This is a genomic window from Luteibacter sp. E-22 (assembly GCF_049913125.1).
Taxonomy (GTDB): domain Bacteria; phylum Pseudomonadota; class Gammaproteobacteria; order Xanthomonadales; family Rhodanobacteraceae; genus Luteibacter.
Genome location: NZ_CP183975.1, coordinates 1,367,112 through 1,392,876, shown reverse-complemented (window position 1 = coordinate 1,392,876; position 25,765 = coordinate 1,367,112). Strand labels below are relative to the sequence as shown.

The window sequence follows — 25,765 nt, the reverse complement described above, 5'->3', positions numbered from 1 at the left end:
CTTTCGAGGTCGCCATGTCATCCCCCGATACAAATAACGCTCCGGCCCTGCCCGGTTTCAGCGCGCTCGCGCTCGACGCAAACGTCGTGCGTGCGCTGACCGAGGTCGGCTACGAGACCCCCTCCCCCATCCAGGCCGCCACCATCCCGGCTCTGCTCGAAGGCCGCGATGTCATCGGCCAGGCACAGACCGGTACCGGCAAGACCGCGGCCTTCGCGCTGCCCGTGCTGTCGCGCATCGACCTGAAGGCCGGCAACAAGCCACAGGCACTGGTGCTCGCTCCCACGCGCGAACTGGCCATCCAGGTGGCCGAGGCGTTCCAGAAGTACGCCACCTACCTGCCCGGCTTCCAGGTACTGCCGATCTACGGCGGCCAGAGCTACGGCCCGCAGTTGCAGGGCCTCAAGCGCGGCGCCCAGGTCATCGTCGGCACGCCCGGCCGCGTCATCGACCATCTCGACAAGGGCACGCTGGATCTCTCCGGCCTGCGCTTCATGGTGCTCGACGAGGCCGACGAGATGCTCCGCATGGGCTTCATCGACGATGTCGAGAAGCTGCTCCAGGCCACGCCCGCCAGCCGCCAGGTGGCGCTGTTCTCGGCAACCATGCCGGCGCCGATCCGCCGCATCGCTCAGACCTACCTGAAAGAGCCGGTCGAGGTCACGATCAAGAACAAGACCACCACCGCGGCGAATATCCGCCAGCGTTACTGGTGGGTCAGCGGCGTGCACAAGCTCGACGCGCTCACGCGCATCCTCGAGGCCGAAAGCTTCGACGCGATGATCGTCTTCGCGCGCACCAAGTCCGCCACCGAGGAACTCGCCAGCAAGTTGCAGGCGCGCGGTTTCGCCGCCGCGGCGATCAACGGCGACATCGCGCAGGCCCAGCGCGAGCGCGTCATCGACCAGTTGAAGACGGGCAAGCTCGACATCCTGATCGCCACCGACGTCGCCGCGCGCGGCCTCGATGTGGAACGCATCAGCCATGTGCTGAACTACGACATTCCGCACGACACCGAGTCGTACGTGCACCGTATCGGCCGCACCGGCCGCGCGGGCCGCAGTGGCGAGGCGATCCTCTTCGTCACGCCGCGCGAGAAGAACCTGCTCCGCCAGATCGAACGCGCCACCCGCCAGCCGATCGAGCAGATGCAGTTGCCCACGATCGAAGCGGTGAACGATACCCGCGTCAACAAGTTCAACCAACGCATCACCGATACGCTGGCCACCGGCGACCTCGGTCTCTTCCAGCAGTTGGTGGAAAAGTACGAACAGGAGCACGACGTGCCGGCGATCGAGATCGCCGCCGCGCTGGCGCGCATCGCCCAGGGCGACCAGCCGCTGCTGCTCGAACCGCCGGCCAAGCGCGAATACACCGAACGGCCGCCGCGCGAATACGAGCGTGAGCGTCCCTCGCGCGATGGCGGCGACTTCAACGATCGCCGTCCGGTGCGCGAAGGCATGCGCCAGCCCCGTCCGCACGTGACCGAGGCCGGCAAGCGCACCTATCGCATCGAGGTCGGCCACGAGCATGGCGTGAAGCCGGGCAACATCGTCGGCGCGATCGCCAACGAAGGTGGCGTGGAGGCGAAGTTCATCGGCCGCGTCAGCATCCGCGACGACTACAGCCTGATCGACCTCCCCGACGGCATGCCGCCGGAGACCTTCAACCACCTGAAGAAGGTGTGGGTCGCCCAGCAGCAGTTGAAGATCGCCGAGTGGGACGGCAAGGAAGCGCCGCAAAGCGGCGGTGGCGGCGGTGCCTCGCGTCCACCCCAGCGCAGCGGTGGTTTCCGCCCCTCGGGCGCCCGCCCGGGTGCTAGCGGTGGCGGCAAGCCACCGCGCAAGAAGCGCGATTACTGATCGAAAAGGCCTCGGAAACGAGGCCTTTTTTTGTGCTCTGGTGGGAGCCGACTCTGTCGGCGATCCCGCGGCAGCGGGCCCGGTCGAGGCAAGCACCCATCGCCGACAGAGTCGGCTCCCACCAGAGCGACGGATGCCTGTTCAGATGGCGAGCGTTGCTCTTCGTGCACGACACCTCAGTGTGCAGAGAGCCGTCGGCCGCCACCCTCGACGCGACTTGTGGAACCGAGGAGTGCCGGGCGAAAAGGCCCGTCAGGGGGCCGGCCTGGACGGCCGGCCGTTTTCGCTGAGGCACGGAGGCCGAATCGAAAACCCCGCCCGGCGCGACGGGCGCGACGGGGCGCAAGCCATTAGGCACAGCCGCGCAGCGGCCTCCTTTCCCGAGCGACGGTGGAACCGGAGCGACGAGGGTGGCGGCCGACGGCTCCGGCCCCACACCCCAAAATGCGAGGGCGAAGCCGAGCCGGACGAAGCGCGAAGTACCGGCCCGCTTTCGCGGGATCGCCGACAAGGTCGGCTCCCACCAAAGACCCCACTAGGGTGGCCACCAGGGCGGGGGCCTAGGTCGTGAAATCGGCTGGCGTTAGTGGTGACATGCCGTGGCGGATGCGCGCCTTGTCGCATTGGGGGCTCGGCTCGCCGTTTTCCCATGCCGGTTGCAGCTCATGGCAGGGCGAGGGACGCATGGCGTAGACACCGCAGTGCGCGGCCACTCCCACCTCACCCACGAGCGACTTGCAACGCGGCTCGTAAGCATTCGTGCCGTGCATCGCCACACGATGCGGATCGAGATGCTCCGTCAACGTGGCCGGCGTCACGCCACCGGCCACGTCGGTTTCCAGCCAATGGAAGGCGACGCGGTACGTCGCACAGCATGCGCCGCAGCGCAGGCAAGGATGTGTCATGGGTCAGATCGAACCGGAGAACGTGTTGCACTTGCCGATGTCGCCACTGTCCAGTCCCGTGCGAAACCAACGCACGCGCTGGGCGGAGGTGCCGTGAGTGAACGAATCGGGGACGACCCTGCCCTGCGACTGTTCCTGCAGGGCATCGTCACCGATCGCCGTGGCCGCGTTGATCGCCGATTCGACGTCGCCGGGCTGCAGCCAGTGCTGGCGCTGCTGCGAATGATTGGCCCATACGCCGGCGAAACAATCCGCCTGCAATTCCTGGCGCACGGACAAACCCGAGGCACCCTCCAGCCGGGCGCCTCGACGGCGCGCATCGCTTACCTTGTCGAACACCCCTACCAGGTTCTGCACGTGGTGGCCGACCTCATGCGCGATGACATAGGCACGAGCGAAATCCCCCGCTTCGTGGAAGCGCGCCTGCATGTCCTGGAAGAAACCGAGATCGAGATAGACGCGGTGGTCGCCCGGGCAATAGAACGGGCCCACCGCGGAGGACGCCGAACCGCAGGCGGTACGCACGCCATTGCGGAACAACACCAGCTTCGGCTGTTCGTACTGCTGGCCATTGGCGGCGAAGATCTCGCCCCAGGTGTCTTCGGTCTCGCCCAGGATGGCGCGCACGAAATCCACCTGCGGGTCGTTCGCGGCCGCCTGGTGCGGGGCCTGCTGGGTCTGCGGCGTGGGTGCCGCGCCTGGTTCGCCCTGGCCGAGCAGGGCCGTGGGGTCCTTGAAGAAGACCAGTCCCAGGATGGCGAGGATAACGATGCCGCCGATGCCCAGCCCCCTGCCGCCGAAAGACGGACCACCACCACCGCCTTCGCCGGCGTCTTCAACATTGTCGCTTCTACGGCCTTTTTGCCAGAGCATGGCATCACCCTCCCGTGAATGCGTCGCAAGCGAGACGCGGTCGGCATGATCGCACGGACCGTTGCCAGTAAACTTCGCGGCTGATGTCGCCCCCCGGACCATTTCATGACCAGTCAGCTCCCCGCCGTCGTCACCTTGCTCACCTTGCTCCTGATGTTCGCCACCGTGTGGATGGTAGGCCGCGCGCGTGAACGTTATGGCATCAAGGCTCCGTCGATCTCGGGTGACCCCGCCTTCGAGCGGGCCTGGCGCGTGCAGATGAACACCCTCGAGAACGCGGTGATGTTCATTCCGGCCCTGTGGCTGGCCGCCCAGTACGTGGACCCGCTCTGGGCCGGGATCGCCGGGCTCGTCTGGCTGGCGGGCCGGATCTGGTATGCGCTCGCCTACCTGCGCGATCCGTCGCGCCGTGGCCCAGGCTACCTGGTTTCGATGATCGCCTGGGCCGTGCTCGTGCTGATGGCCGCCGGCGGAATCGGCATGGCGATCATGGAAAACAACGCCACGCCCATGGAGGACGCGGCGGGAGCCTGACCCGCCGTAGGGGCGAGCTAGTCCTCGTCGTCCCGCGCCAGTGCCAGCACGCGCACGCGCTGGATGCGCGCGCCTTCCATCGCGGTGACCTCGAATTCGAGTCCGTCGGATTCGAAGCGGTCACCCGCCGTGGGCAGGCGGCCCAGCCGCTGCAGGACGAAGCCCGCGAGCGTGGAGAAATTGCCGTCGCCCGCACCAGGCAGGCGATGGCCAAGCAGGTGCTCCACACGACGCACGTCGAGGCTGGCGTCCAGCAACCAGGCGCCGTCCGGCTCGCTCACCGCCGAGGGATCGCCCTCGCGGTTCTCGTCCGGAAATTCGCCCGCGATCACCTCCAGCACGTCGGCCGGCGTGACCAGGCCCAGGATGCTGCCGTACTCGTCCACCACGAGCGCCACTTGCAGGGAAGCCCGGCGGAACTCGTCGATCAGGCGCAGCACGCTCAGTGACTCCAACACCGTGATCGGCTTGCGCACCACGGTCTCGGTATCGAATCGGCCATGGTCCGCAAGGCTCGCCAGGAGGTCGCGGGACGAGACCACGCCGACGAGTTCGTCGAGGTCACCGTTGGCCACCAGCATCCAGTGATGTGGCGACTCACGCGCCTCGCGCAGCAGCGTCGGCAGATCTTCGCCCGGATCGACCCAGACGATCTCCGTACGTGGCGTCATGATCGAGCGCACCGGCCGCTGGGAGAGATCCAGCACGCCCTGCACCATCTCCAGTTCGTCCTTGCCGAATACGGCGGTCTCGGCGACTTCGGTGACGCCATCGCCCTTGCCGCCCTTGCTGGATTCGCCTTCCTCGTCGGGCGCCCCACCGAGCAGACGCAGCACGGCCTTCGCCGTGCGGTCGCGCATGATCCGGCCGCCGACCAGCAGCGATCGCCGACGGTTACGCCGCATCGTCTGGTTGAACACCTCGATCATGATCGAGAAGCCGATTGCGGCGTACAGGTAACCCTTGGGAATGTGGAAACCGAAGCCTTCCGCGATAAGGCTGAAACCGATCATCAGCAGGAACGACAGGCAAAGGATCACGACCGTCGGACGCGCGTTCACGAAGACCGTGAGCGGCTTGCTCGCGGTGATCATCAGGGCCATGGCGACCACCACGCCGATCATCATGATGGAAAGGTGATCCACCATGCCGACGGCGGTGATCACCGAATCGAGCGAGAACACCGCGTCGAGGACGACGATCTGCGCCACGACCAGCCAGAAACTGGCGCGGCGTCCATTGCGGCCCTCGTCGTGCTCCGAGGCCTCCAGGCGCTCGTGCAGTTCGAGCGTGGCCTTGAACAGCAGGAAGGCGCCGCCGATCAGCAGGATGAGATCGCGCCAAGAAAGACCGAAGCCATTCCACTGGAACAGTGGCCGGGTGAGCGTCACCAGCCAGGACATGGCGGCGAGCAGGCACAGGCGCATCACCAGCGCCAGGCCCAGGCCGAGCAAGCGGGCGTGGTCGCGTTGGCGGGCATGGAGCTTGTCGGCGAGGATGGCGACAAACACCAGGTTGTCGATGCCGAGAACGATCTCCAGCACGATCAACGTGAGGAGTCCCGCCCAGGCCGAAGGGTCGGCTAGCCAGTCGAATGCAAACATGGGTCGGCGCGTCAGGGCGCCCGTCTTCCTCCTTCAGGGACGGTCAACTATACAGGGGCGAGATGACGGACTGTGCCGGAAGCGTCGTTGCGAGCCCGAGGGCCGTCGGCTAGGGTGCCTCATGGCTCACGATTACCTACCCCTCTCCTCCGCCGCGTCCGTCGAGGCGCCGCCACGCACACCCGGCGTCATCGAGACGATCCTCTGCATCGCCGCCTATTTCGGTCTGCAGATCGGCTTCGGCGGCCTGTTCGGCGGCATCTCCATGCAACTGGCCCGGTATTTCCCGGATCGGGTGCCCGAGGCGCCGGACCGCCTGATCGTCGTGGTGATCCTCACCCTGGCCTGCTCGGCGGGGCTGATCTTCTGGCTCCTGCTTCGCCGCTGGGGTCGCTACGCCACGGACGCGGGACCGGCGGGACTCGGCTTCACCCCACCGGACGGACGCTTCGTCGCCATGGGCACCGCCCTGGGCATCGCGGCGCCGATCCTCGGTGGCCTGCTGACCCAGTTCCTGGCTGGCGACCGCGAGGTGACCCAGGCGGTAAGCGACATCGCCGACAAGGCCCACGTGGGGATGCGCGTCGCCCTGCTCCCGGTGGCGGTGCTGGCGGGGCCGGCTGTGGAGGAACTGCTGTTTCGCGGCGCCCTGCTGTCGATCCTGCGCACCCGCCTGGGTGACGGTTGGGCGATCCTCCTGTCCGCCCTGGTTTTCGGCATGGTCCACCTGCCCGACCTCGACTGGCTCTGGTACGCGGTGCCCAACCTGGTCCTGGTCGGCCTGTTCTGCGCGTGGCTCCGTGTGCGCAGCGGTTCGCTATGGCCGGCGTTCATCGCGCATGCCGCGAACAACGCGCTGGCGACGATCGCCTGGTTCTCCGCGACCTAGAGGCGCTCCAGCGAGGCCACGTGGCGCTCCAGCCTCGGGCTGGCGTAGCACTGCGAGCCGACGGGAATCAGGCCCACCTCGCGGAAGGCCTCGCGGTACCAGCGTGCAGGCCGGCCGAAGAACCCTTCACGATCGCCACCGGGATCGTCCTCGCGCGTGTAGACCTCCAGGAAAGCCAACCCCTCCACCATCTCGCCGATGCCGACGAGGCCCGCGCGGATTTCCGCGGGCTTGAGGTAATGCAGCACGTCGGTACAGACGACCAGGTCGAAGCGGGTGTCGAAGCGCAATTCGGCCAGTTGGCCGAAGCGCGCATACCCGATCTGGCGCGAGCGGCCGTAGCGGGCCACGGCGTACTCGCTGGCTTCGAGCCCGCGATACTCGATGCCCGGCCGCAACCGGCGCAGCGCGGCGCGCCAGGGAGCTTCGCCACAACCGATGTCGAGCACGTTGCGCACGGGGCGACCCAGGTAGAACTCGGCCTGGCCCAGCACCATCGCCACCTTGCGCCGGAGCTCGGCGGGCGAGCGCACGGCATGGCCCGCGCTGCGATACCACTTGTCGTAATAGGCCTGATCGTAGGTCTTGGGCATGGCACGGCCATCCAAAACATCCATGTTAGCCGGGCGTACACTTCCGGCATACATGCCACCCCGCAGCATCGCCAGGTATCGATCCAGGAGGACCCCATGCCCCGTATCCTGCTCCGCATCACCGGCGACCGTGACATCTTCGACGACGTGGCCAACGCGATCCATGGTGTCGACCGCGTGGAGCGCGTCGAGGAAATCGACGACTTCATGAGCGATTTCCGCGACGACTCCAGTTCGCAGAACCTCTCCGACGACATGAGCTCGCGCACGTACACCCTCGAGGTCGAGGTACCCAACGACAAGGTGGGCGAACATGTGCGCCAGGTCGCCGAGGAAGCCGCCGGCTCGCGCGAGGCCGCGATCGAGTTCATCGGGCCGGACGAGAGCGAGATCTAGCCGTTCGCAAGTTCCCGCGCTCAGGCGGGAGTAAACCTTCCGCCATCCACTCCGTTTAAGGTGGACCACCCGCCGGACACGGAAATGCCATGCGACCCCTTGCCGTCGCCTTCCTGCTCGCCCTCGTCGCGCTGCCGGCAGCCGCACGTGACGACGCTGTGTCGAACGAGGATATCGCGTGGCTCGACAGGGTCACCTTCAGCGCGGACTCGGCCACGCTGGCGCGCTTCCGCGAACTCGGCAAGCGGCGCTTCCTCGATGAACAGCTCCACCCGAAGCAGGATGCGCTGCCTGCCGACGTACGCGCGCAGATCGATGGCTTCGATGCGATGAAGACGCCCTCCGCGACCTTGCTCGCCCAGGTGCGCGACCAGTACCGCCAGATCAACGACATGCCCGATGGCGATGCGAAGCAGGAAGCCCGCAAGGCCTTGCAGAAGCAGGGCAACGCCTATGCGCAGGAAGCGCAGGCCAGCGAGCTATTGCATGCGATCTACGACGAGAACCAGCTGCGCGAGCAACTCGTATGGTTCTGGCTGAACCATTTCAGCGTCTTCCAGGACAAGGGGCGGGTGCGCTGGCTGGTGGCCGACTATGCACAGAACACGATCAGGCCCCACGCCCTGGGCAAGTTCCGCGATCTCGTCCTGGCCACGCTGAAAAGCCCGGCGATGCTGGAGTACCTCGACAATGCGCAGAACGCGCGTGACAAGATCAACGAGAACTATGCTCGCGAGCTGATGGAACTGCATACGCTCGGCGTCGACGGCGGCTACACGCAGGCGGATGTGCAGAACCTCGCCCGCGTACTCACGGGCGTGGGCGTCGACTTCGACGGACAGCCACGCAAGATCCGTCCCGCCCTGCAGCCGTACTACCTGCATGAAGGCATCTTCGAGTTCAATCCGAACCGCCATGATTTCGGCGATAAGCAACTGCTCGGGGCGACGCTGCATGGTGGCGGCTTCGACGAGGTGGAAAAGGCCGTCGACCTCATCGTGAGCCAGCCCGCCTGCGCCAGCTTCGTTTCCACCCGGCTCGCGAAGTACTTCGTCGCCGACGATCCACCGCCGGAACTGGTAAAGGCGATGGCCAGGACGTTCCGGCGGACGGACGGGGACATCGCCGCCGTCGTGAAGACGATGCTGGAATCGAAGGCCTTCACCGCGTCGCTCGGCAAGCGATACAAGGACCCGACCCAGTTCCTCGTCTCGGCGATGCGGCTTGCCTACGACGGCAAGCCGGTGCCGAACCCTCGTCCGCTGGTGAACTGGATCGGCCAGCTCGGCCAGGCGCCGTTCGGCCGGATCACGCCGGATGGATGGCCCATCGCGGATTCGGAATGGTCCAGTTCCGGACAGGTGGCGAAGCGTTTCGAGATCGCACGCGCCATCGGCAGCGGAGCGAACCATCTGTTCGACCTGGACGAGGAAGGCAAGCGCACGCGCGGCGGATTCCCGCAACTGACCACGCCAACCTACTACGCGACGATCGAACCCACGCTCGGCCCGAAGACCCGCGATGCGCTGGCGCAAGCCACGTCGCAGCAGGAATGGAACACCTTCCTGCTCGCGTCCCCCGAGTTCAACTACCGCTGAGGCCCGCCATGGATCGCCGTCAGTTCCTTCTTGCCCTCGCCGCTGGCGTCCCCGCACTCACCCTGGGTGGCAAGGTGTTCGCGACGCCACCCTCGTCGCCGCGCTTCCTGCTGGTGTTCCTGCGCGGAGGCTACGACTCGAACAACCTGCTGGTGCCGTACTCGAGCGACTTCTATCACGAGGCACGTCCGACCATCGCGCTGGCACGACCTGCGCCGGGCGATCCCCTCGCCGTGCGCGTCCTCGATGCGGACTGGGGCCTTGCACCGGTACTGAACGACTCGATGGGTCCCCTGTGGGGCAGGCGCCAGCTCGCCTTCATTCCCTTCGCCGGTACGGACGACCTTTCGCGCAGCCACTTCGAGACCCAGGACGACATCGAAGCGGGCGAGGCTTCCGACGCACGCAGCTATGGCTCCGGGTTCATGGGCCGGCTCTCGGCCGTGCTGCGGGGCGTGCCGCCGATCGCGTTCACCGACGCGTTGCCGCTGACATTCCGGGGTGCGGGCGATGTCCCCAACATCTCCCTGAAGGGAGGCGGCAAGGCGGTGTTCGACGATCGCCAGGCGAAGATCCTGGCCGGGATGTACCAGGGCACGTCCTTGCAATCCGCGGCCACCGAGGGTCTGGAGTTGCGCCAGCAAGTGGCCCAGGACCTGCAGGCGGAAATGGTCGCCGCCAGCCGGGGCGCGGTGAACGCGCGCGGCTTCGCCCAGCAAGGACAGCGCATGGCCACGCTGATGCGCGATCGCTTCCGGCTGGGTTTCGTCGACGTGGGTGGCTGGGACACGCACGTCAACCAGGGCGGTGCGACCGGCCAGCTGGCGAACAACCTGGACAACCTCGGCAAGGGCCTGGCCGCCTTCGCCGACGGTCTTGGCGAAGCGGAATGGAACGACACCGTGGTGGTCGTCGTATCGGAATTCGGACGTACCTTCCGCGAGAATGGCAACAAGGGCACCGATCACGGTCATGGCACGGCGTATTGGGTGCTGGGCGGAAAAGTGGCCGGCGGCCGCATCGCCGGACGGCAGGTGGCCGTGAACGCGGCGAACCTCCTGCAGAACCGCGACTATCCGGTATTGAACAATTACCGCGACGTACTCGCTGGGCTGATGCGGCGGATGTATGGCCTGTCCGATGCCGATCTCGCCAAGGTCTTTCCCCGCGCCAGCGCGCGCGACCTGCAACTGGTCTAGGGCTGCCAGACCTGCCCTTCCGGATGCGAGAGCTGCCGGTCGAGGTAGTACGCGGCACTGATGAAGGCCAGGTGGGTGAGTGCCTGCGGGAAGTTGCCCAGCGGCTCGCCGAGCAGGCTGAGCTCTTCTGAAAAAAGGCCGAGGTGGTTCGCATAGAGGACGCCACGCGCCATCACTTCGCGTGCCTCGTGCAGTCGCCCCGCGCGCGCAAGGCATTCCACATACCAGAACGTGCACGTGGTGAACGCGCCTTCGCCGCCTTCCAGCCCGTCCGCGTTGCGATAGCGAAAGACCAGTCCGTCGTCGGTGAGTTGCTCGCCGATCGCATCCAGCGTCTTCAACCACACCGGATCGGTCGCCGAGACGAAGCGGACCAGGGGCATCATCAACAGCGAGGCATCCAGGTCCTCGCCACCACGAGCCTGGACGAAATAGCCGTGTTCCGGATGACGGAAATTCGCCCAGATATCCCCGGCTATGCGGTCGCGTTCGGCCGCCCATTCCATCACCGGGCCGGGCAACGAACGCTTGCCGGCAAGACGCACCGCACGGTCCAGGGCTACCCAGCACATCAGGCGGGAATGCAGGAAATGGCGCGGCTCGTCGCGAATCTCCCAGATACCCTCGTCGGCGTCGCCCCAGTGTTCGCGCACGTGGTCGACCAGGCGCCGCACATGCGCCCAGCCCGCGTGGCTGATCGCGGAGCCATACTTGTTGGACAGGTAGATGCTGTCCAACAACTCGCCGAAGATGTCCAGCTGGGTCTGCGCGCGCGCGCCGTTGCCGATCCGCACGGGACGCGAGCCGGCATAACCGGCGAGGTGGTCGAGCGCGCCCTCGTCCATCGCCTCCTCGCCGTCGAGCGCATACATGACGCGCAGGGCGGCTCCTTCCTCCAGCGCCATGATCCGGTCCTCGGCCCATCGGCGGAACTGTTCCGCCTCGTCCACATAGCCCAGGCGCATGAAGGCGTAGACCGTGAACGAGGCATCACGGACCCAGGTGGCGCGGTAATCCCAGTTGCGCCCGGCCCCCGTGGCTTCGGGGAGGCCGAACGTGGCCGCCGCGGCGATCGAACCGTGCGCATGCGACGTAAGTAGCTTCAACACCAGAGCGGAGCGGTCCACGCGTTCGCGCCAACGTCCGCGGTAGTTCGACCGGCGTGTCCATCGTCGCCATGCATCGGCCGTGGCTTCGAGGGCCGCAAAGCATTCCGCGGCATCGAGCGGGTCATATGGCTCGTCGCACAGCACGAACCAGGCTTCGCCACCCCGCTCCAGTTCGAACGCCGCGCCCGCCTCTCCGTCACCGGGCAGCAACGGCACGCTCGCACCCAGGCGCAGTGAATGGGTTCCATCGCGGAAGACCACGGTATCGCCATGCATCGCGACTTCCGGCACGCGTTTCGCATAGTCCAGGCGCGGCCGGCAGCATACGCGGATGCGCATCCGGCCACGCGATGCGCGGATGCGACGGATCACGCAGCGCGGAACGCGCACCCCGGTCTCCGGATGGGGCATGAAGTCGGTCAGCTCGACGCTGCCGTGCGCGGACATCCAGCGCGTGCTCAGCACGTTGGTCTCGGGGACGTAGAGCTGCATGCGGCGCGCGCCCTCGAGGTCCGGTGTCACCGAGAATTCGCCGCCCTTCTCCGGATCGAGCAGCGCGGCGAAGATCGTCGGGCTGTCCAGGTGCGGCCAGCACATGAAGTCGATGCTGCCATCGATGGCGACCAGCGCCGCGGTGTCCAGGTTGCCGATGACGCCGTGTTCACCGATGGTCCGCCCCGGCCTGGGGTTCGCGCGATTTGGCACAACGATCTCCGTAAGCCGTCCCTGGCTGGAGGAATGCCACAGCGGATGTGAAGCGGGCCTCTAAGGCCTTCCTAGAACTCCAGGCGATAAGCCACCTTCACCAGTCCCTCGTTCACGTCTTTCAGGCTGAAGCCACGGCGGAACTGCGTGTCGACATCGTCGTTGGTATCGTCCATGTAGCCACCTCGGTTGTACACGATGTACAGGTTCGACAAAGGCGCGATTTCGTAACGGTAGCGAATCTGGAAGCCGAGATTGGCGACGCCGAGGTCGTCCACCGGCTCGTTGCTGGGCACCGCGCCGCCCGTCGGCGTGATCTCCAGGCCCTGGCGTAGTTTCGCGCCGACCGCCAGGGTCTGCAGCTTGACGCGCAATTCCTGCTTGTTGCCCAGGTTCCAGTTCACGCCGCTGTCGATGCCGATGGTGCGCCCATCGAACGCGCCCACCAGGTTGTCGTGCTGCCAGATGAGCCAGTTGGGGTCCCACTCGTAACTGGCACCGGCGAATACGCTGAAGGCGTCGGTGATGAAGTACGTGGGCGTGAACTTGAAGTAATAGCCCAGGCGATGGTAACCGGTGAGCTGGTTGCCACTGATGAAGCCTTCCGCTTGCCATGCCCACCGCCCGATGCGAGGCCGTTCGCGTTCGTAGGTGAGCTTGGCGGTGGGTGGCGTGTGCAGCGCGTTGCCGCCACGGGTGAGCAGATCGTCGTAGGCGGCGGTGAACGCGTCCAGCCGCCACACTTCCTCGCCGCCATCGCGACGCTGGCTGTCACGCAGGATGCGGAAGCGGCGGTGCACGACGCGGCCTTCGGTATTGTCGAGCGCCGATATGCGGTAATGCCACATGTGCGAGGTATACGCCGAGTCCTCCGGTAGTCCGGTGACACGCTCGCGCACTTCCCAATGCAGGTATTCCATGTCGTTGCGCGGCAGGTAACCGAAGTCGTCGATGTCCAGGCGGCGGCCGAAGTACATGCCCAGCCATTGCTGGCTCCAGACATCGTTCATTTCCCAGAACGCGATGCTGGTGGCACCGAGGCCGGAACTGTCGGCGCGCGGTTGGTCGATCTTGCTGCCGACCACGTTGCTGGTGATGGAAAAGGCCGCGTTCGGTTGCCAGCGATGGTCGAAGCCGAGCACGTTCGCGTCGCGGTCGAGGTAGGGATGGTTCACCCGCGTGGCGAGCATGCCGAAGGTTTGCGTGCCCACGTTCTGGCTCAGCCGGAACGCGCCGAACGTGCGTCCGGCATCGCCCTTTTCCTGCGCGGTGAGGATGCCGTAGCTGGTCGACCCGACGCTGCCGTTCACCTTCACCGCGGCCGAGATGTCGGCCGCGCCGTGGCCATCGTCCGAGGCGCCACCGACACGCCGCGTATAAACCAGCTGCGAATCGTCGTCGAGCAGGCTGAAATCGAAGATGCCCTGGTTCTCGGTGAAGAAGGGGCGCTTGTCGGTGAAGAAGGTTTCCTCTGGCGAGAAGTTCACGACGAGGTCGTCGCTTTCCACCTGGCCGAAATCGGGATTGATCGTCGCCGTGAGCTGGGTCTGCCCGTTCGGCTTCCAGATGATGTCCGCGCCCTGCTCGAAAGAGGTTCCGCCATGTGCGCGATCCACCTTGCCCACCACGTAAGGGGTGACGGCGAACAGCGCCTGGGAATACGCTGGCAGTTCCACGCGCTGGAAATTGGACAGGAAGCGGCCGTTATCGAAGCTTACCGCCGGCCATGCCATGCGCTCGCCGGTGCTGCCGATCACCCGATCGATGTACAGGCCGATGGTCCGTGTATCGCCGTTGGCCTTGCGCATCGGCGCTATGTACCAGGGAATCAGCACTTCCACCGAATAGCCATCCGCGTCTTCGCTGACCGCGTGGTCCCAGCGCCCGTCCCAGTCGTAGCTGAAGTCGGATTCGTTGGTGATCACCTCGTCCGCGACACCGCCTTGCGACTTCACCTCGAAGTCGTAGCCGACGCGGCCATCGGCATCGAAGTCGACCATCACGTTGATCCGGTCGACCAGGGCGTTCTCGTCGCGCCGGGCCTGCTGACGCGAGCGGGGGATGTCGGCCGACTGGGTCACGCGGATCGCCACGGCCAGGCCTTTCGGCGTCGACAGCACCCAGGCCTCCGTGGGTTGGCTGCCAGGCTTGCCCGTCTTCGGCTGGGTGTCGCGGAAATCGACGATACGTTTCGCGCCCGCCCATTCGGCAGGATCGATATGACCATCGATCGTCACCTCCGCATGCGCGGTGGCGCTGGCGACACAAAGAAAGGTGAACAGGACGAGGCGACGGAACATGGACAATCCGGGTCGTGGAAACTTACGGAAAGGATGCCCCCGGCGCCGCAAAGGTTTGCCATGACCCTTGGCCCATGCGCTCAGCCCGTCTCCCTGATGAGGTCGACCAGGGCGCGCAGGGCCGCTGGCACGTGGCGTCTTCCGGGGTAGTAGAGGCAGAGGCGGTCGAAGGGTGGCGTCCAGTCCTCCAGCACCCGTTCGAGGCGGCCTGCGGCGAAATCTTCCGCCACGTTGAACTCGGCGAGATAAGCCAGGCCGAGGCCGGCCCGTGCCGCTTCGAGCATCAGCTGCGGCTCGTCGAGAGTGAGCGTGCCGCCGACGTCCACCGCCGACGCCTCACCGTGCCGCTCGAACTCCCAGTGATAGATGTGGCCGGCGGGCATGCGCGCGCGGATGCAGGCATGCCGGGCAAGGTCCGCCGGTGTCGCCGGCCGGCCACGCCGGGCGAAGTAGTCCGGCGATCCCACGACGGCGAAACGCACCGGGGGGCCCAGCGGCACGGCGACCATGTCGCCCGGCACCGTGTCCACGGTACGGAATCCGGCATCGAAGCCTTCGCGCACGATGTCGATCAGGCGATCCTCGGTGACAAGGTCCAGGCGCACCTCCGGATATCGCCGAAGGTAGGGAATCAGGTACGGACCCATGACGCGGCGTGCCGCACCGACCGATGTATTGATGCGCAAGCTGCCGGTCGGGGTGTCACCGTGGTCGCTGATTCGTTCGATCGCGCCACGGATATCGGCGAGGGCCGGACCCACCTCGGCCACGAACCGCTCCCCTGCCTCGGTGAGCCGGACGCTGCGCGTGGTCCGGTGGAAGAGCCGCGTGCCCAGGCGGGATTCCAACGAGGCCACGGATTGGCTGAGCGCGGAAGTGGACATCTCAAGCGACGCGGCGGCGGCGCGGAAGCTACCCTGCCGGGCCACGGCGAGCACGGCTTCGAGTTCGGTGAGTCCTGGGCGCATTATCCGCCTCCACTTAACAAGTTATTTTGTTTTATCCGCCTTATCAGATTAATGCACCGACCGCACCCTTGGAAGGCGCCGCCCACGTCGGAGCGGCTTCCGAGGATTTCCCCATGCATGCGATCGATCACATCTATATCGACGGCGCCTTCGTCACCCCGCACGGCGACGAGCGCTTCGAACTCTTCAACCCCGCCACCGAAGAAGTCATCGGCACGGTCCGGCTGGCCGACGCCGAGGACGCCCGCCGCGCGATCGCGGCGGCGAAGCGCGCCTTTTCCGCGTTCTCCAGGGCCACGATCGACGAACGCATCGCCCTGCTCCAGCGCATGCACGACGCGATCGTCGCCCGCGAGGACGAACTCTTCGCCGCGATCCGCGAGGAATACGGCGCGCCGGTATCGCGCGGTCGCTGGATGACCGGGCATGCCTCCAGCGTGTTCCTCGATGCCATCGCCACGTTGCGCGACTTCGATTTCGAACGTCGCATGGGGTCGTCCACGGTGATGATGCAACCCGTGGGAGTCGCCGGCCTCATCACGCCATGGAACAGCAATGCCGGCTTTATCTGCGGAAAGCTCGCCGCCGCGATCGCCGCGGGATGCACGGCGGTAATCAAGCCAAGCGAGATGAGCGCGCTGCAGACACGTATCGTCACCGAGGCCTTGCACGAAGCCGGGGCTCCTGCCGGCGTATTCAACATCGTGACCGGCCGCGGCGACGTCGTGGGCGCCGAGATCGTGGGCAGCCCCGATATCTCGAAGATCTCCTTCACCGGATCGACGGCGGTCGGCAAGGGCATCGTTCGCGCGGGTGCCGACACGTTGAAACGCGTCACGCTCGAACTCGGCGGCAAGTCGCCCAGCGTGGTTCTCGACGACGCCGACTTCGCGCAGGTGGCGCCGTTGACGATCATGGCCGGCTTCAACAACAGCGGGCAGGCCTGCATCGCCGGCTCGCGCATCCTCGTGCCGCGTTCGCGGCTGGCCGAGTTCGAAGCCATGGCGAAGACCGCCGTCGAAGCGGTCGTCTCCGGCGACCCCAACGATCCCGCTACCACGGTGGGCCCGATGGTCAGTGCGAGGCAGTGGCAGCGTGTGCAGGGCTATATCCGCAAGGGTATCGAGGAAGGCGCGCGGCTGCTCGCCGGCGGCGAAGGCCGGCCGGATGGCCATAGACGGGGCTGGCTCGTTCGCCCCACCCTGTTCACGGGCGTGCGCAACGACATGACCATCGCGCGCGAGGAGATTTTCGGGCCGGTGCTTTCGATCATCGCGTACGACGACGAGGAAGACGCGATCGCGATCGCCAACGACACGCCGTATGGGTTGCAAGCCTATGTCTTCTCCAGCGACACCAGCCGTGCACGCCGCGTCGCCTCCCGCATCGATGCGGGTCGCGTCATGGTGAACACGCTGACGCATGATCCGAAGGCACCGTTCGGCGGCTTCAAGCAGTCGGGCATCGGACGCGAGTACGGCCGCTTCGGGCTCGAGGCCTACCTGGAACCGAAAGCCATCCTCGGTCTCTAGCCATGGCGGGAGCGAGCCGGGCTCTGCTAACGTCGCCTGGCCAACCACACCTTGGGGATCCCATGCTCGCTCGCACCTGCCTTGCGCTCGCCCTAGTCCTCGCCCTGCCCGCCATGGCGGAAGAAGCCAAGAAGACGCCCACGCCCAAGGAGTTGCTGGCGAAGTCGACCCCCGCGGAATGGCGCACACCCGATCCGCAGAACCTGGTCTACATGGATCTGCCTCAGGGCCGGGTGATCATCGAGCTCGCCCAGGATTGGTCGCCGCTGCACGCGGCGAACATCCGCACGCTGATCCGCGAGCATTACTTCGACGGTACCCAGGTGATCCGCGTCCAGGACAACTTCGTCACGCAGTGGGGCGACCCGGATGGTGACGACAAGAAGAAGGCGAAGAGCCTGGGTACGGCGAAGGAAACCCTGGCACCGGAGTTCACCCGCAAGGGTGGCAAGGCTTATCCGTTCACCAAGCTTCAGGACGGTGACGTCTATGCACCCGAAGTCGGCTTTTCCGATGGTTTCCCCGTCGCCCGCGATGGCAAGGGCGAGGCCTGGATCACCCATTGCTATGGCACGGTCGGCGTCGCGCGCGATACCGGTGCCGAAAGCGGCAACGGCAGTTCGCTCTACGCGATCATCGGCCAGGCCCCGCGCAACCTCGATCGCAACCTCGCGGTCGCAGGCAAGGTCATCAAGGGCATGGATATCCTATCCGCCTATCCGCGCGGCGGCGAACCGATGGGCTTCTACGACAAGCCGGAGCAACGCGTGACGATCAAGAGCGTGCGCCTCGCCGCGGATGTTCCGGAAGCCGAGCGCACGCCGATACAGGTGCTGCGCACGGACAGCAAGACGTTCGCCGCCGTGGTCGAGGCCAAGCGTAACCGGCAGGATGCGTTCTACACGCGACCGGCCGGGAAGATCGACCTGTGCAATATCAACGTGCCGGTGCGCGATCCGTCGAAGAAGGCGCCCTGACGGGCGCATCGCCGACAAGGTCGGCTCCCACAACAAGCAAGAGCATCGCCGACACAGTCGGCTCCCACCGGATAACGGGTTCAGGGTTGCTCTGGTGGGAGCCGACCCCATCGGCGATGCTTTCCCGCGGTGCTACCGAGAAACCGACCCCGCATCACCCGTCGAGCCCGACGCCTCCGGCTGCGCAACCACCGCTTCGCGCAAGGCCCGCAGCTTCGTCTTGAGCTTCCCCTCGTTCTCCGGTCCCAAGCGCATCATGAACTTCTGCCCGACCGACAGCTGTTCCAGCGCGGGATTCGCATATACATACCCCTCCTTCGCGGGAATCAGCTGCTGGTTTCCCTTCGGTTCGGGCGCGGAGAGCAAGTGGTCGATGACCTCGACCAGGCGGTCGTTGAAATACCCGTTGGTTCCCAGGTCGCGGTAGGCCTGCTGGAACAACGGATAGTTGCGCTTGTACCAGGCTGCCGCCGCTTTGGGATCGATGCGGTCCGCGACGTACATATAGGTGGCATAGCGTTCGGCGTTCTTCTTCGAGGCGACGAAATTGCCGTCGTCTGACACGACCTGAAAACGCCCCGTGGGCGTGCGCAGGGGCACGACGTTCATACCGACGCTCTGCTTCGGCAGTGCATCGATCGTCGCCACCATGCGCGAAACGATGGCATCGGTGCGTAAGACCGACTTCAGCGCACCGTCGCTGGCCAGTGCCAGCAAACCGGCGAGGATCTCGTCATCGCTCTGGTCGAGCGGCGGCAGCGATGCCGTGGACGCCTGCGCCGGACCGCCGATGGGGTGTTGCGGCAAGGTCGCATCGTGCACGGCTGTCGGTGATGCCGACGACGCCGATCCGGCGGCGGCGAATGGCGGGGCGGAGGCCGCTTCCCGCGCCTGTTTCTCGCGATAGACGAACACTCCGACGACCACGGCGATGGCCACCACCAGCAACCCCGCAATCCATTTCGAACCCGATGACTGACTGCTCAACGCACCACTCCCGCGAAAACCAAGCCTCCATGGGACTACGAACCGTCCGTCGAGTTCAAATCCGGCGGTCGTCCGCGTTGCGGCAACCTGGTGGGAGCCAGCCTTGGCTCCCACCGGAGCGGAGCGGTTCTCGCTCGCGGTTTACATATTGCGGCGGTACTCGCCACCCACGTCGTATAGCGCGTGGCTGATCTGGCCCAGCGAGTTGTTCTTCACCGCTTCCATCAATTGTTCGAACACATTGCGGCGCTCGCGGGCGGTCTTCTGCAGGATCTTGAGGCTCTCCGGCGCAAGCCGGTTGCGGGCCTTGCCATAAAGCAGCACGTTGTCGATCTGCTGACCCTTTTCTTCTTCCGTGGAGCGGATCAGTTCGATCTCGGTGGCGATCTCGCCGCCGTGGTCCTTGGGCAGGAAGGTGTTGACGCCGATGAGCGGGAGCGAGCCATCGTGCTTCTTGTGCTCGTAGTACATCGACTCCTCCTGGATCTTGCCGCGCTGGTACATCGTGTCCATCGCGCCGAGCACGCCGCCGCGCTCGCTGATCGCCTCGAATTCCTTGTACACGGCCTCTTCGACCAGGTCGGTCAGTTCGTCCACGACGTAGCTGCCCTGCCACGGGTTCTCGTTGAAGTTGAGCCCCAGCTCGCGATTGATGATCAGCTGGATCGCCACGGCGCGACGCACGCTTTCCTCGGTCGGCGTGGTGATCGCCTCGTCATAGGCGTTGGTGTGCAGGCTGTTGCAGTTGTCGAAGAGCGCGTACAGCGCCTGCAGCGTGGTACGGATGTCGTTGAACTGGATCTCCTGCGCGTGCAGCGAGCGGCCGGAAGTCTGGATGTGGTACTTCAGCATCTGGCTGCGCGCGCTGGCACCGTAGCGCTCGCGCATGGCACGGGCCCAGATGCGACGCGCGACGCGGCCGATCACGGTGTATTCGGGGTCCATGCCGTTGGAGAAGAAGAACGACAGGTTCGGCGCGAAGTCGTCGATCTTCATGCCGCGCGCCAGGTAGTACTCGACGATCGTGAAACCGTTCGACAGCGTGAAGGCCAGCTGGCTGATCGGGTTGGCGCCCGCTTCGGCGATGTGATATCCCGAGATCGACACCGAGTAGAAGTTGCGAACCTTGTGGTCGACGAAATACTGCTGGATGTCGCCCATCATGCGCAGGGCGAACTCCGTGCTGAAGATGCAGGTGTTCTGCGCCTGGTCTTCCTTCAGGATGTCGGCCTGGACGGTCCCGCGCACGGTCGCCAGCGTATACGCCTTGATCCGGGCGTAGGTATCCGGATCGACCACCTCCTCGCCCGACACGCCCAACAGGCCAAGGCCCAGGCCGTCGTTGCCCTTCGGCAGGTCGCCGTTGTAACGAGGACGGTTGCCATCGGGGTACAACTCGGCAATGCGCGCATTGGCCATCTCCCAGCGCGAGGCATCTTCGTTGAGGTGCTTCTCCACGTTCTGATCGATCGCCGTGTTCATGAACATGGCGAGGATGATCGGCGCCGGGCCGTTGATCGTCATCGACACCGAGGTCGAGGGCGCCGACAGGTCGAAGCCCGAATAGAGCTTCTTCATGTCGTCCAGCGTCGCGATGGAGACACCGGAGTTACCGATCTTGCCGTAGATATCGGGGCGCGGCGCCGGGTCTTCGCCGTACAGCGTGACCGAGTCGAACGCCGTCGACAGTCGCGCGGCCGCGCCTCCCAACGAAAGGTAATGGAAGCGGCGATTGGTGCGCTCCGGCGTACCCTCGCCGGCGAACATGCGGGTGGGGTCCTCTCCCGCGCGGCGGTACGGGAATACGCCGCCCGTGTACGGATAATGCCCGGGCAGGTTCTCGCGCATGAGGAAGGACAGGAGGTCGCCCCAGTCCTTCGTCTTCGGCGGCGACACTTTCGGAATTTTCTGGTGACTCAGGGATTCACGATAGTTCTCGACGCGAATGACCTTGTCTCGCACCTGGTATTCGTTGAACTCGGCGGTGACCGATTCGAACCGGGATGGCCACTCACGGAGCAGGTTGATGGCTTCGCTGGAGAGTTCGCGCACCGCCTCGTTGTAGCGCTGGCGCAGCGTGGCCAACGAACGGTCGCCATCGACGACGAGCAGGTCGTGGTCGTAGAGGTCGAAGGCACGGGGCAAGGCATCGTCGCCGATGTCCTTGAGCGACTCGTAATAGTGCTGCGCCTTGCTTGCCGCTTCCGCCTGCCTGGCGATCGTCCCGTTGACGCCGCGCCCCTGCTCGGCGATCTCTGCCAGGTAGCGGACGCGGTTGCCCGGGATCAGCACCGTCGCGCGCGGCTCGCGCAGGCTGGTGTCCACCTCGGGGGTCCACTCATCCGCCGGCAGCGAGAGCTTCTCGCGAAGCAGGCGGCACAGGTTGGCGAACATCCAGGTCACGCCCGGATCGTTGAACTGGCTGGCGATCGTCGGATACACCGGCACGTTCTCGTCGGCCAGCTGGAAGGCGATGCGGTTGCGCTTCCACTGCTTGCGCACGTCACGCAATGCGTCTTCGGCGCCCCGCTTGTCGAACTTGTTCAGCACCACCAGCTCGGCGAAATCGAGCATGTCGATCTTCTCGAGCTGGCTCGCCGCGCCGTATTCACTGGTCATGACATAGACCGGGAAATCGACGAGATCGACGATTTCCGAATCGCTCTGGCCGATGCCGGCGGTCTCGACGATCACCAGGTCGTACGCCTGGGCCTTGAGGAAATCGATGCAATCGTGCAGCACGATCGAGGTCGCGGCATGCTGGCGTCGCGTGGCCATCGAGCGCATGTAGACGCGCGGGCTGCGCAGCGAGTTCATGCGGATGCGATCGCCCAGCAACGCGCCGCCGCTACGTCGGCGGGTGGGGTCCACGGCAAGCACGGCGATACGCTTATCCGGGAAGGCGTGAAGGAGGCGCAGCAGCAATTCGTCCACTACCGAGGACTTGCCCGCACCACCCGTGCCGGTAAGACCGAGCACCGGCGTCTTGCCGCCGGCGAGCTTCCACGCCTTGCGCAGGCGTGCGAGTTCATCCTCGGCGAAGCGGTCTTCCTCGATGGCCGAGAGCATGGCACCGATGGAAATCTCATCCTCGACGGAAGCGGGCGGCGGCGCCGGCTCCACGCGCCGCTTCACCGCGGCGCGCGTTCGCGACATCACGTCCTCGATCATCTCGGTGAGACCGAGCTTCATGCCATCGTTAGGATGGTAGATCCGCTCCACGCCATAGGCCTGGAGTTCCTTGATTTCTTCCGGCGTGATCGTGCCGCCGCCGCCGCCGAACACACGGATATGGGCGGCGCCGCGCTCGCGCAGCATGTCGACCATGTACTTGAAGTACTCGACGTGGCCGCCCTGGTACGAGGACAACGCGATCGCATCGGCGTCTTCCTGCAGGGCCGCGCGGACCACGTCCTCCACCGAGCGGTTATGGCCCAGGTGGATGACCTCGGCGCCCTGGCTCTGAATGATCCGGCGCATGATGTTGATGGCCGCGTCGTGGCCGTCGAACAGGCTCGCCGCCGTGACGAAACGCAGCGGTGTCGCCTCCGCGTCCGTGCTGCTGGCGGGGATGTGCTTGGGCTGCGAACTCATGGAAACTCCGGGGAAGACCGACAACGGTGGGGAACCGGTCGATTCTACTGCGGAGGCGTCATTGGCCTTTGGTGCGGTGCAGCGCAGGTGTCGCGGCGACATCAGGCCGAAAGGAACGCCAACGAGGCCGTCATCACCGTTTCATCGTCCACCACCCGGCGATGGCCCAGGCGATCGGTCTTGAGCAACCTCGCCCCCGGCCAGATGCTGGCATACAGTTCGCCCTCATCCACCGGCACGTCGCGATCCGACACGTCGTGCACGACCAGCAAGGGCTGGGCCCGCTTCGGCGCGTGGTGGCGGATATGCAGGTCATCGATACGGACGCCGGTGCGCTCCGCGAGCACATCGTGCAATGCCGGTCTCAGGTGTTCGCCCAGCCGCACGAAGCGCGCGAATCGTTGCGTCGCCGCCTGCGGATCGGCGGCGGGCGCGATCAATACGACGCGCTTCGCCGTCCATCCATCGTCCAGCGCGAGCGTGACCGCCGCGCCACCCAGCGAATGGGCGACCACACCCTCCGCGTCTCCGTAGTGGCGTCCTATCGCGCTTACGGTGCGGGCGAAATCGGGCAGCGTGCACAACGTGCCTCCACTATGCCCGTGCCCGGGCTGGTCGAAGGCCACGGCGGCCCATCCATGGGCGAGAAGGCGGCCCGCCCAGTTTTCCCAGCGCAAGCCCATGCTCGACCACCCGTGCACCAGCAAGATGTAAGGCTGTGTCGACGGGTCGCCCCAGACATACGTGGCGATCGGGATGCCGTCGACCTCCACGAGCTCCCGACGGGCCGACATCGCCGCCAGGGCACCTGCCGCGCGCTCGCGACTGCTCGGCAGCGGTGTCTGGAAGACCCGCGCCGCATGGACGACGGTCCGCCTGGGGAAAAGGCGGCTGCCGAGCCGATAAGCGACTCGGATGCCCAGCAGGGTGGCGATGGTGCGGACGCCGAAGCGGCGGGGTGGTTTCATGGGAGGACCGGTCGGGTGAGCCTCCGGGATTATCCCGCATCCGCGCTTTTCACGAACCTGAACGCTCGCCTCGGGCCGGGGTCAACCTCGTCCCCAGAGCCCGCGTTCTGGCGCACGAATCCGCATCCGCGGACGCCCCGGAGGAACAGCACGCCATGACCACCCTGACCCGCACCCTCGCCGCCGTCGCCGCCCTGGGCCTGGCCGTCGGCGCCGCGAGCTACACGCCGCCCGCCACCGCAAGGGAATATGTGTCGGTCACCGTGAGCAACCGTCCGCCGCCGCCGCGCTTCGAGCGCGTTCCGCCGCCCCGGGCGGGCTACGTCTGGGCGCCTGGCTACTGGAACTGGGCGGGTAGTCGCTATGTCTGGGTAGGCGGTCACTGGTACGCGGGCCGGCCGGGCTACGTCTACCGGCCGCCGGTCTGGCGCCCCTACGGCCGTGGCTGGCGGATCGAACGGGAGACCTGGTATCGAGATCCGCACTGGCACCGCTGAGCCCGTGCTGCGCCGCACCTACACTGAGCGCCACAACGGTTTAAACTAGGCAGCTGACACGACATATCGCCCCCGCCTCGCAGGCCGGGGCGATTTTTTTGGACGGTCACAATCATCCACCGGTGGTCCCCACCGCCGGTTTTCACCTAGAGGGCGGTGCTGCTGCCGCTTGACACTGGAGTTAGCGTTCGATGATTTTCGAAACCATCGCCAACACGGGCCACGAAGAAGTCGTCTTCTGCCATAACAAGGACGCGGGCCTGAAGGCCATTATCGCGATCCACAACACCGTGCTTGGCCCGTCCCTGGGCGGCCTGCGCATGTGGCCGTACAAGACCGAGCAGGATGCCGTCAACGACGTGCTCCGCCTGTCGCGTGGCATGACCTACAAGAACGCGGTGGCCGGCCTGAACCTCGGCGGCGGCAAGGCCGTGATCATCGGCGATCCCTCCAAGGACAAGTCCGAGGCGCTGTTCCGTGCCTTCGGCCGTTTCGTCAATTCGCTCAACGGCCGCTACATCACGGCTGAGGACGTGGGCATCGACGTCAACGACATGGAATACGTCTACCGCGAGACCGAATACGTCACCGGCGTGCACCAGGTGCACGGCGGCTCGGGCGATCCCTCGCCGTTCACCGCGTTCGGCACCCTGCAGGGCCTGATGGCCGCGCTGCAGAGCAAGCACGGCAATGAAGACGTGGGCAAGTACAGCTACGCCGTGCAGGGCTGCGGCCACGTCGGCAGCGAATTCATCAAGCTGCTGCGCGAGCAGGGCGCGAAGGTGTTCGTCACCGACATCAACAAGGACGCCGTGCAGCGTTGCGTCGACGAACTCGGCTGCGAGGCCGTGGGCCTGGACGAGATCTACGACGTCGACGCCGACGTCTACAGCCCCTGCGCCCTCGGCGGCACGATCAACGAGCAGACGATCGACCGCATCAAGGCGAAGATCATCTGCGGTGCGGCCAACAACCAGCTCGCCACCGACGCCATCGGTGACGAAGTCGCGCGTCGCGGCATCGTCTACGCCCCGGACTACGCGGTGAACGCAGGTGGCGTGATGAACGTCTCGCTGGAGATCGACGGCTACAACCGCGAGCGCGCCATGCGCATGATGCGCACGATCTACTACAACGTCGGCCGCATCTTCGAGATCTCCGCCCGCGACAACATCCCGACCTACAAGGCCGCGGACCGCATGGCGGAAGAGCGCATCAGTGCCATCGGCAAGATCCGCCTGCCCCACATGGGCAACGGCGCACCTCGCTTCCAGGGCCGCATGCGCGGGCAGTAAGCACTACGCATATTGGGCAACGAAGAAGCCGCCGGCGCGATCCGGCGGCTTCTTTCGTTTCGGGATTACGCCATTTGGACGAGTACCCTCGCCTACCGCCGGGACGACGCCAGGCATACGCTGGACGCAAACCCAGGGAGTGGACGCATCATGAACAACGCAAGGCAGAACGGCACGGTCAAATGGTTCAACGACGCGAAGGGATTCGGCTTCATCGCGCCGGAAACGGGTGCCGATGTTTTCGTGCACTACCGATCCATCCAGACGGAAGGTTTCAAGTCCCTGAGGGAAGGACAGAGGGTGTCGTTCATCGTGGTGCAAGGCCAGAAAGGCTTGCAGGCCGACGACGTGCAGCCCCTCTGAAGGCTGGTCGCGGCCCA

Annotated in this window: 21 protein-coding genes; 11 read left to right on the top strand and 10 right to left on the bottom strand. The window is 65.8% G+C overall.

Annotated features, from left to right (window positions below; translation table 11 throughout):
• Positions 1–14 precede the first annotated feature (14 nt).
• Positions 15–1,862: a DEAD/DEAH box helicase gene (locus ACN9M2_RS06070; RefSeq protein ID WP_426287235.1), complete on the top strand. Its 1,848-nt coding sequence runs from the start codon at positions 15–17 to the stop codon at positions 1,860–1,862.
• A 560-nt stretch (positions 1,863–2,422) separates the two neighbouring features.
• Here ACN9M2_RS06070 and ACN9M2_RS06065 read toward each other — a convergent pair.
• Both ACN9M2_RS06065 and ypfJ read right to left on the bottom strand, forming a co-directional pair.
• The gene (locus ACN9M2_RS06065) at positions 2,423–2,767 is read right to left on the bottom strand and encodes a YkgJ family cysteine cluster protein (RefSeq protein ID WP_426287234.1); all 345 of its coding nucleotides are present in this window, start codon (positions 2,765–2,767) and stop codon (positions 2,423–2,425) included.
• 3 nt (positions 2,768–2,770) lie between these two features.
• Positions 2,771–3,640 (bottom strand): KPN_02809 family neutral zinc metallopeptidase, encoded by an 870-nt coding sequence (gene ypfJ / locus ACN9M2_RS06060; RefSeq protein WP_426287233.1) that lies wholly within the window; start codon positions 3,638–3,640, stop codon positions 2,771–2,773.
• A gap of 105 nt (positions 3,641–3,745) precedes the next feature.
• On the opposite strand from ypfJ, the gene ACN9M2_RS06055 reads away from it, so the two are divergent.
• Complete coding sequence (locus tag ACN9M2_RS06055) at positions 3,746–4,174, top strand: MAPEG family protein (RefSeq protein WP_426287232.1); 429 nt, start codon at positions 3,746–3,748, stop codon at positions 4,172–4,174.
• A 17-nt stretch (positions 4,175–4,191) separates the two neighbouring features.
• Here ACN9M2_RS06055 and ACN9M2_RS06050 read toward each other — a convergent pair whose 3' ends face one another.
• Positions 4,192–5,778: a TerC family protein gene (locus ACN9M2_RS06050; protein ID WP_426287231.1), complete on the bottom strand. Its 1,587-nt coding sequence runs from the start codon at positions 5,776–5,778 to the stop codon at positions 4,192–4,194.
• A 121-nt stretch (positions 5,779–5,899) separates the two neighbouring features.
• On the opposite strand from ACN9M2_RS06050, the gene ACN9M2_RS06045 reads away from it, so the two are divergent.
• Positions 5,900–6,667, top strand: coding sequence for a CPBP family intramembrane glutamic endopeptidase (locus ACN9M2_RS06045; RefSeq protein WP_426287230.1), 768 nt, complete (start codon positions 5,900–5,902; stop codon positions 6,665–6,667).
• Here ACN9M2_RS06045 and ACN9M2_RS06040 read toward each other — a convergent pair.
• Positions 6,664–7,260, bottom strand: a complete 597-nt coding sequence (locus tag ACN9M2_RS06040; RefSeq protein ID WP_371021977.1) for a class I SAM-dependent DNA methyltransferase — start codon at positions 7,258–7,260, stop codon at positions 6,664–6,666. The two genes, ACN9M2_RS06045 and ACN9M2_RS06040, sit on opposite strands and share 4 nt — an antisense overlap.
• Positions 7,261–7,356: 96 nt before the next feature.
• Between ACN9M2_RS06040 and ACN9M2_RS06035 the strand changes: the two genes are divergently transcribed.
• From ACN9M2_RS06035 to ACN9M2_RS06025, 3 genes are all read left to right on the top strand, one after another.
• On the top strand, positions 7,357–7,656 hold the full coding sequence (locus ACN9M2_RS06035) for a hypothetical protein (RefSeq protein ID WP_371021978.1): 300 nt from the start codon (positions 7,357–7,359) through the stop codon (positions 7,654–7,656).
• 89 nt (positions 7,657–7,745) lie between these two features.
• Positions 7,746–9,254: a DUF1800 domain-containing protein gene (locus ACN9M2_RS06030; protein ID WP_426287229.1), complete on the top strand. Its 1,509-nt coding sequence runs from the start codon at positions 7,746–7,748 to the stop codon at positions 9,252–9,254.
• Positions 9,255–9,262: 8 nt separating this feature from the next.
• Positions 9,263–10,453: a DUF1501 domain-containing protein gene (locus ACN9M2_RS06025; RefSeq protein ID WP_426287228.1), complete on the top strand. Its 1,191-nt coding sequence runs from the start codon at positions 9,263–9,265 to the stop codon at positions 10,451–10,453.
• On the opposite strand, the gene ACN9M2_RS06020 is transcribed toward ACN9M2_RS06025, so the two are convergent.
• The 3 genes from ACN9M2_RS06020 to ACN9M2_RS06010 all read right to left on the bottom strand — a co-directional run bounded on the left by ACN9M2_RS06020 (position 10,450) and on the right by ACN9M2_RS06010 (position 15,535).
• The gene (locus ACN9M2_RS06020) at positions 10,450–12,267 is read right to left on the bottom strand and encodes a glycoside hydrolase family 15 protein (RefSeq protein ID WP_426287226.1); all 1,818 of its coding nucleotides are present in this window, start codon (positions 12,265–12,267) and stop codon (positions 10,450–10,452) included. The two genes, ACN9M2_RS06025 and ACN9M2_RS06020, sit on opposite strands and share 4 nt — an antisense overlap.
• A gap of 71 nt (positions 12,268–12,338) precedes the next feature.
• A complete protein-coding gene (locus tag ACN9M2_RS06015; RefSeq protein ID WP_426287225.1) occupies positions 12,339–14,567 on the bottom strand; it encodes a DUF5916 domain-containing protein in 2,229 nt (742 codons plus the stop codon).
• An 80-nt stretch (positions 14,568–14,647) separates the two neighbouring features.
• On the bottom strand, positions 14,648–15,535 hold the full coding sequence (locus ACN9M2_RS06010; RefSeq protein WP_426287224.1) for a LysR substrate-binding domain-containing protein: 888 nt from the start codon (positions 15,533–15,535) through the stop codon (positions 14,648–14,650).
• Positions 15,536–15,648: 113 nt separating this feature from the next.
• Here ACN9M2_RS06010 and ACN9M2_RS06005 point away from each other — a divergent pair, with 113 nt between their 5' ends.
• Together ACN9M2_RS06005 and ACN9M2_RS06000 are read left to right on the top strand one after the other, a co-directional pair.
• A complete protein-coding gene (locus ACN9M2_RS06005) occupies positions 15,649–17,067 on the top strand; it encodes an aldehyde dehydrogenase family protein (RefSeq protein ID WP_426287223.1) in 1,419 nt (472 codons plus the stop codon).
• A 62-nt stretch (positions 17,068–17,129) separates the two neighbouring features.
• Positions 17,130–18,044, top strand: a complete 915-nt coding sequence (locus tag ACN9M2_RS06000; RefSeq protein WP_426287222.1) for a peptidylprolyl isomerase — start codon at positions 17,130–17,132, stop codon at positions 18,042–18,044.
• 132 nt (positions 18,045–18,176) lie between these two features.
• On the opposite strand, the gene ACN9M2_RS05995 is transcribed toward ACN9M2_RS06000, so the two are convergent.
• The 3 genes from ACN9M2_RS05995 to ACN9M2_RS05985 form a co-directional block, all read right to left on the bottom strand.
• Positions 18,177–19,031, bottom strand: a complete 855-nt coding sequence (locus tag ACN9M2_RS05995; protein ID WP_426287221.1) for a DUF3014 domain-containing protein — start codon at positions 19,029–19,031, stop codon at positions 18,177–18,179.
• A gap of 141 nt (positions 19,032–19,172) precedes the next feature.
• Positions 19,173–22,625, bottom strand: a complete 3,453-nt coding sequence (locus ACN9M2_RS05990) for a methylmalonyl-CoA mutase family protein (RefSeq protein ID WP_426287220.1) — start codon at positions 22,623–22,625, stop codon at positions 19,173–19,175.
• A gap of 101 nt (positions 22,626–22,726) precedes the next feature.
• Positions 22,727–23,593, bottom strand: coding sequence for an alpha/beta hydrolase (locus ACN9M2_RS05985; protein WP_426287219.1), 867 nt, complete (start codon positions 23,591–23,593; stop codon positions 22,727–22,729).
• A gap of 155 nt (positions 23,594–23,748) precedes the next feature.
• On the opposite strand from ACN9M2_RS05985, the gene ACN9M2_RS05980 reads away from it, so the two are divergent.
• The 3 genes from ACN9M2_RS05980 (at position 23,749) to ACN9M2_RS05970 (ending at position 25,748) form a co-directional block, all read left to right on the top strand.
• The gene (locus ACN9M2_RS05980) at positions 23,749–24,090 is read left to right on the top strand and encodes a YXWGXW repeat-containing protein (protein ID WP_426287218.1); all 342 of its coding nucleotides are present in this window, start codon (positions 23,749–23,751) and stop codon (positions 24,088–24,090) included.
• A 191-nt stretch (positions 24,091–24,281) separates the two neighbouring features.
• Positions 24,282–25,385, top strand: a complete 1,104-nt coding sequence (locus ACN9M2_RS05975) for a Glu/Leu/Phe/Val dehydrogenase dimerization domain-containing protein (protein ID WP_306851397.1) — start codon at positions 24,282–24,284, stop codon at positions 25,383–25,385.
• Positions 25,386–25,535: 150 nt separating this feature from the next.
• A complete protein-coding gene (locus ACN9M2_RS05970) occupies positions 25,536–25,748 on the top strand; it encodes a cold-shock protein (protein WP_426287217.1) in 213 nt (70 codons plus the stop codon).
• The last annotated feature ends 17 nt before the right edge of the window (positions 25,749–25,765 follow it).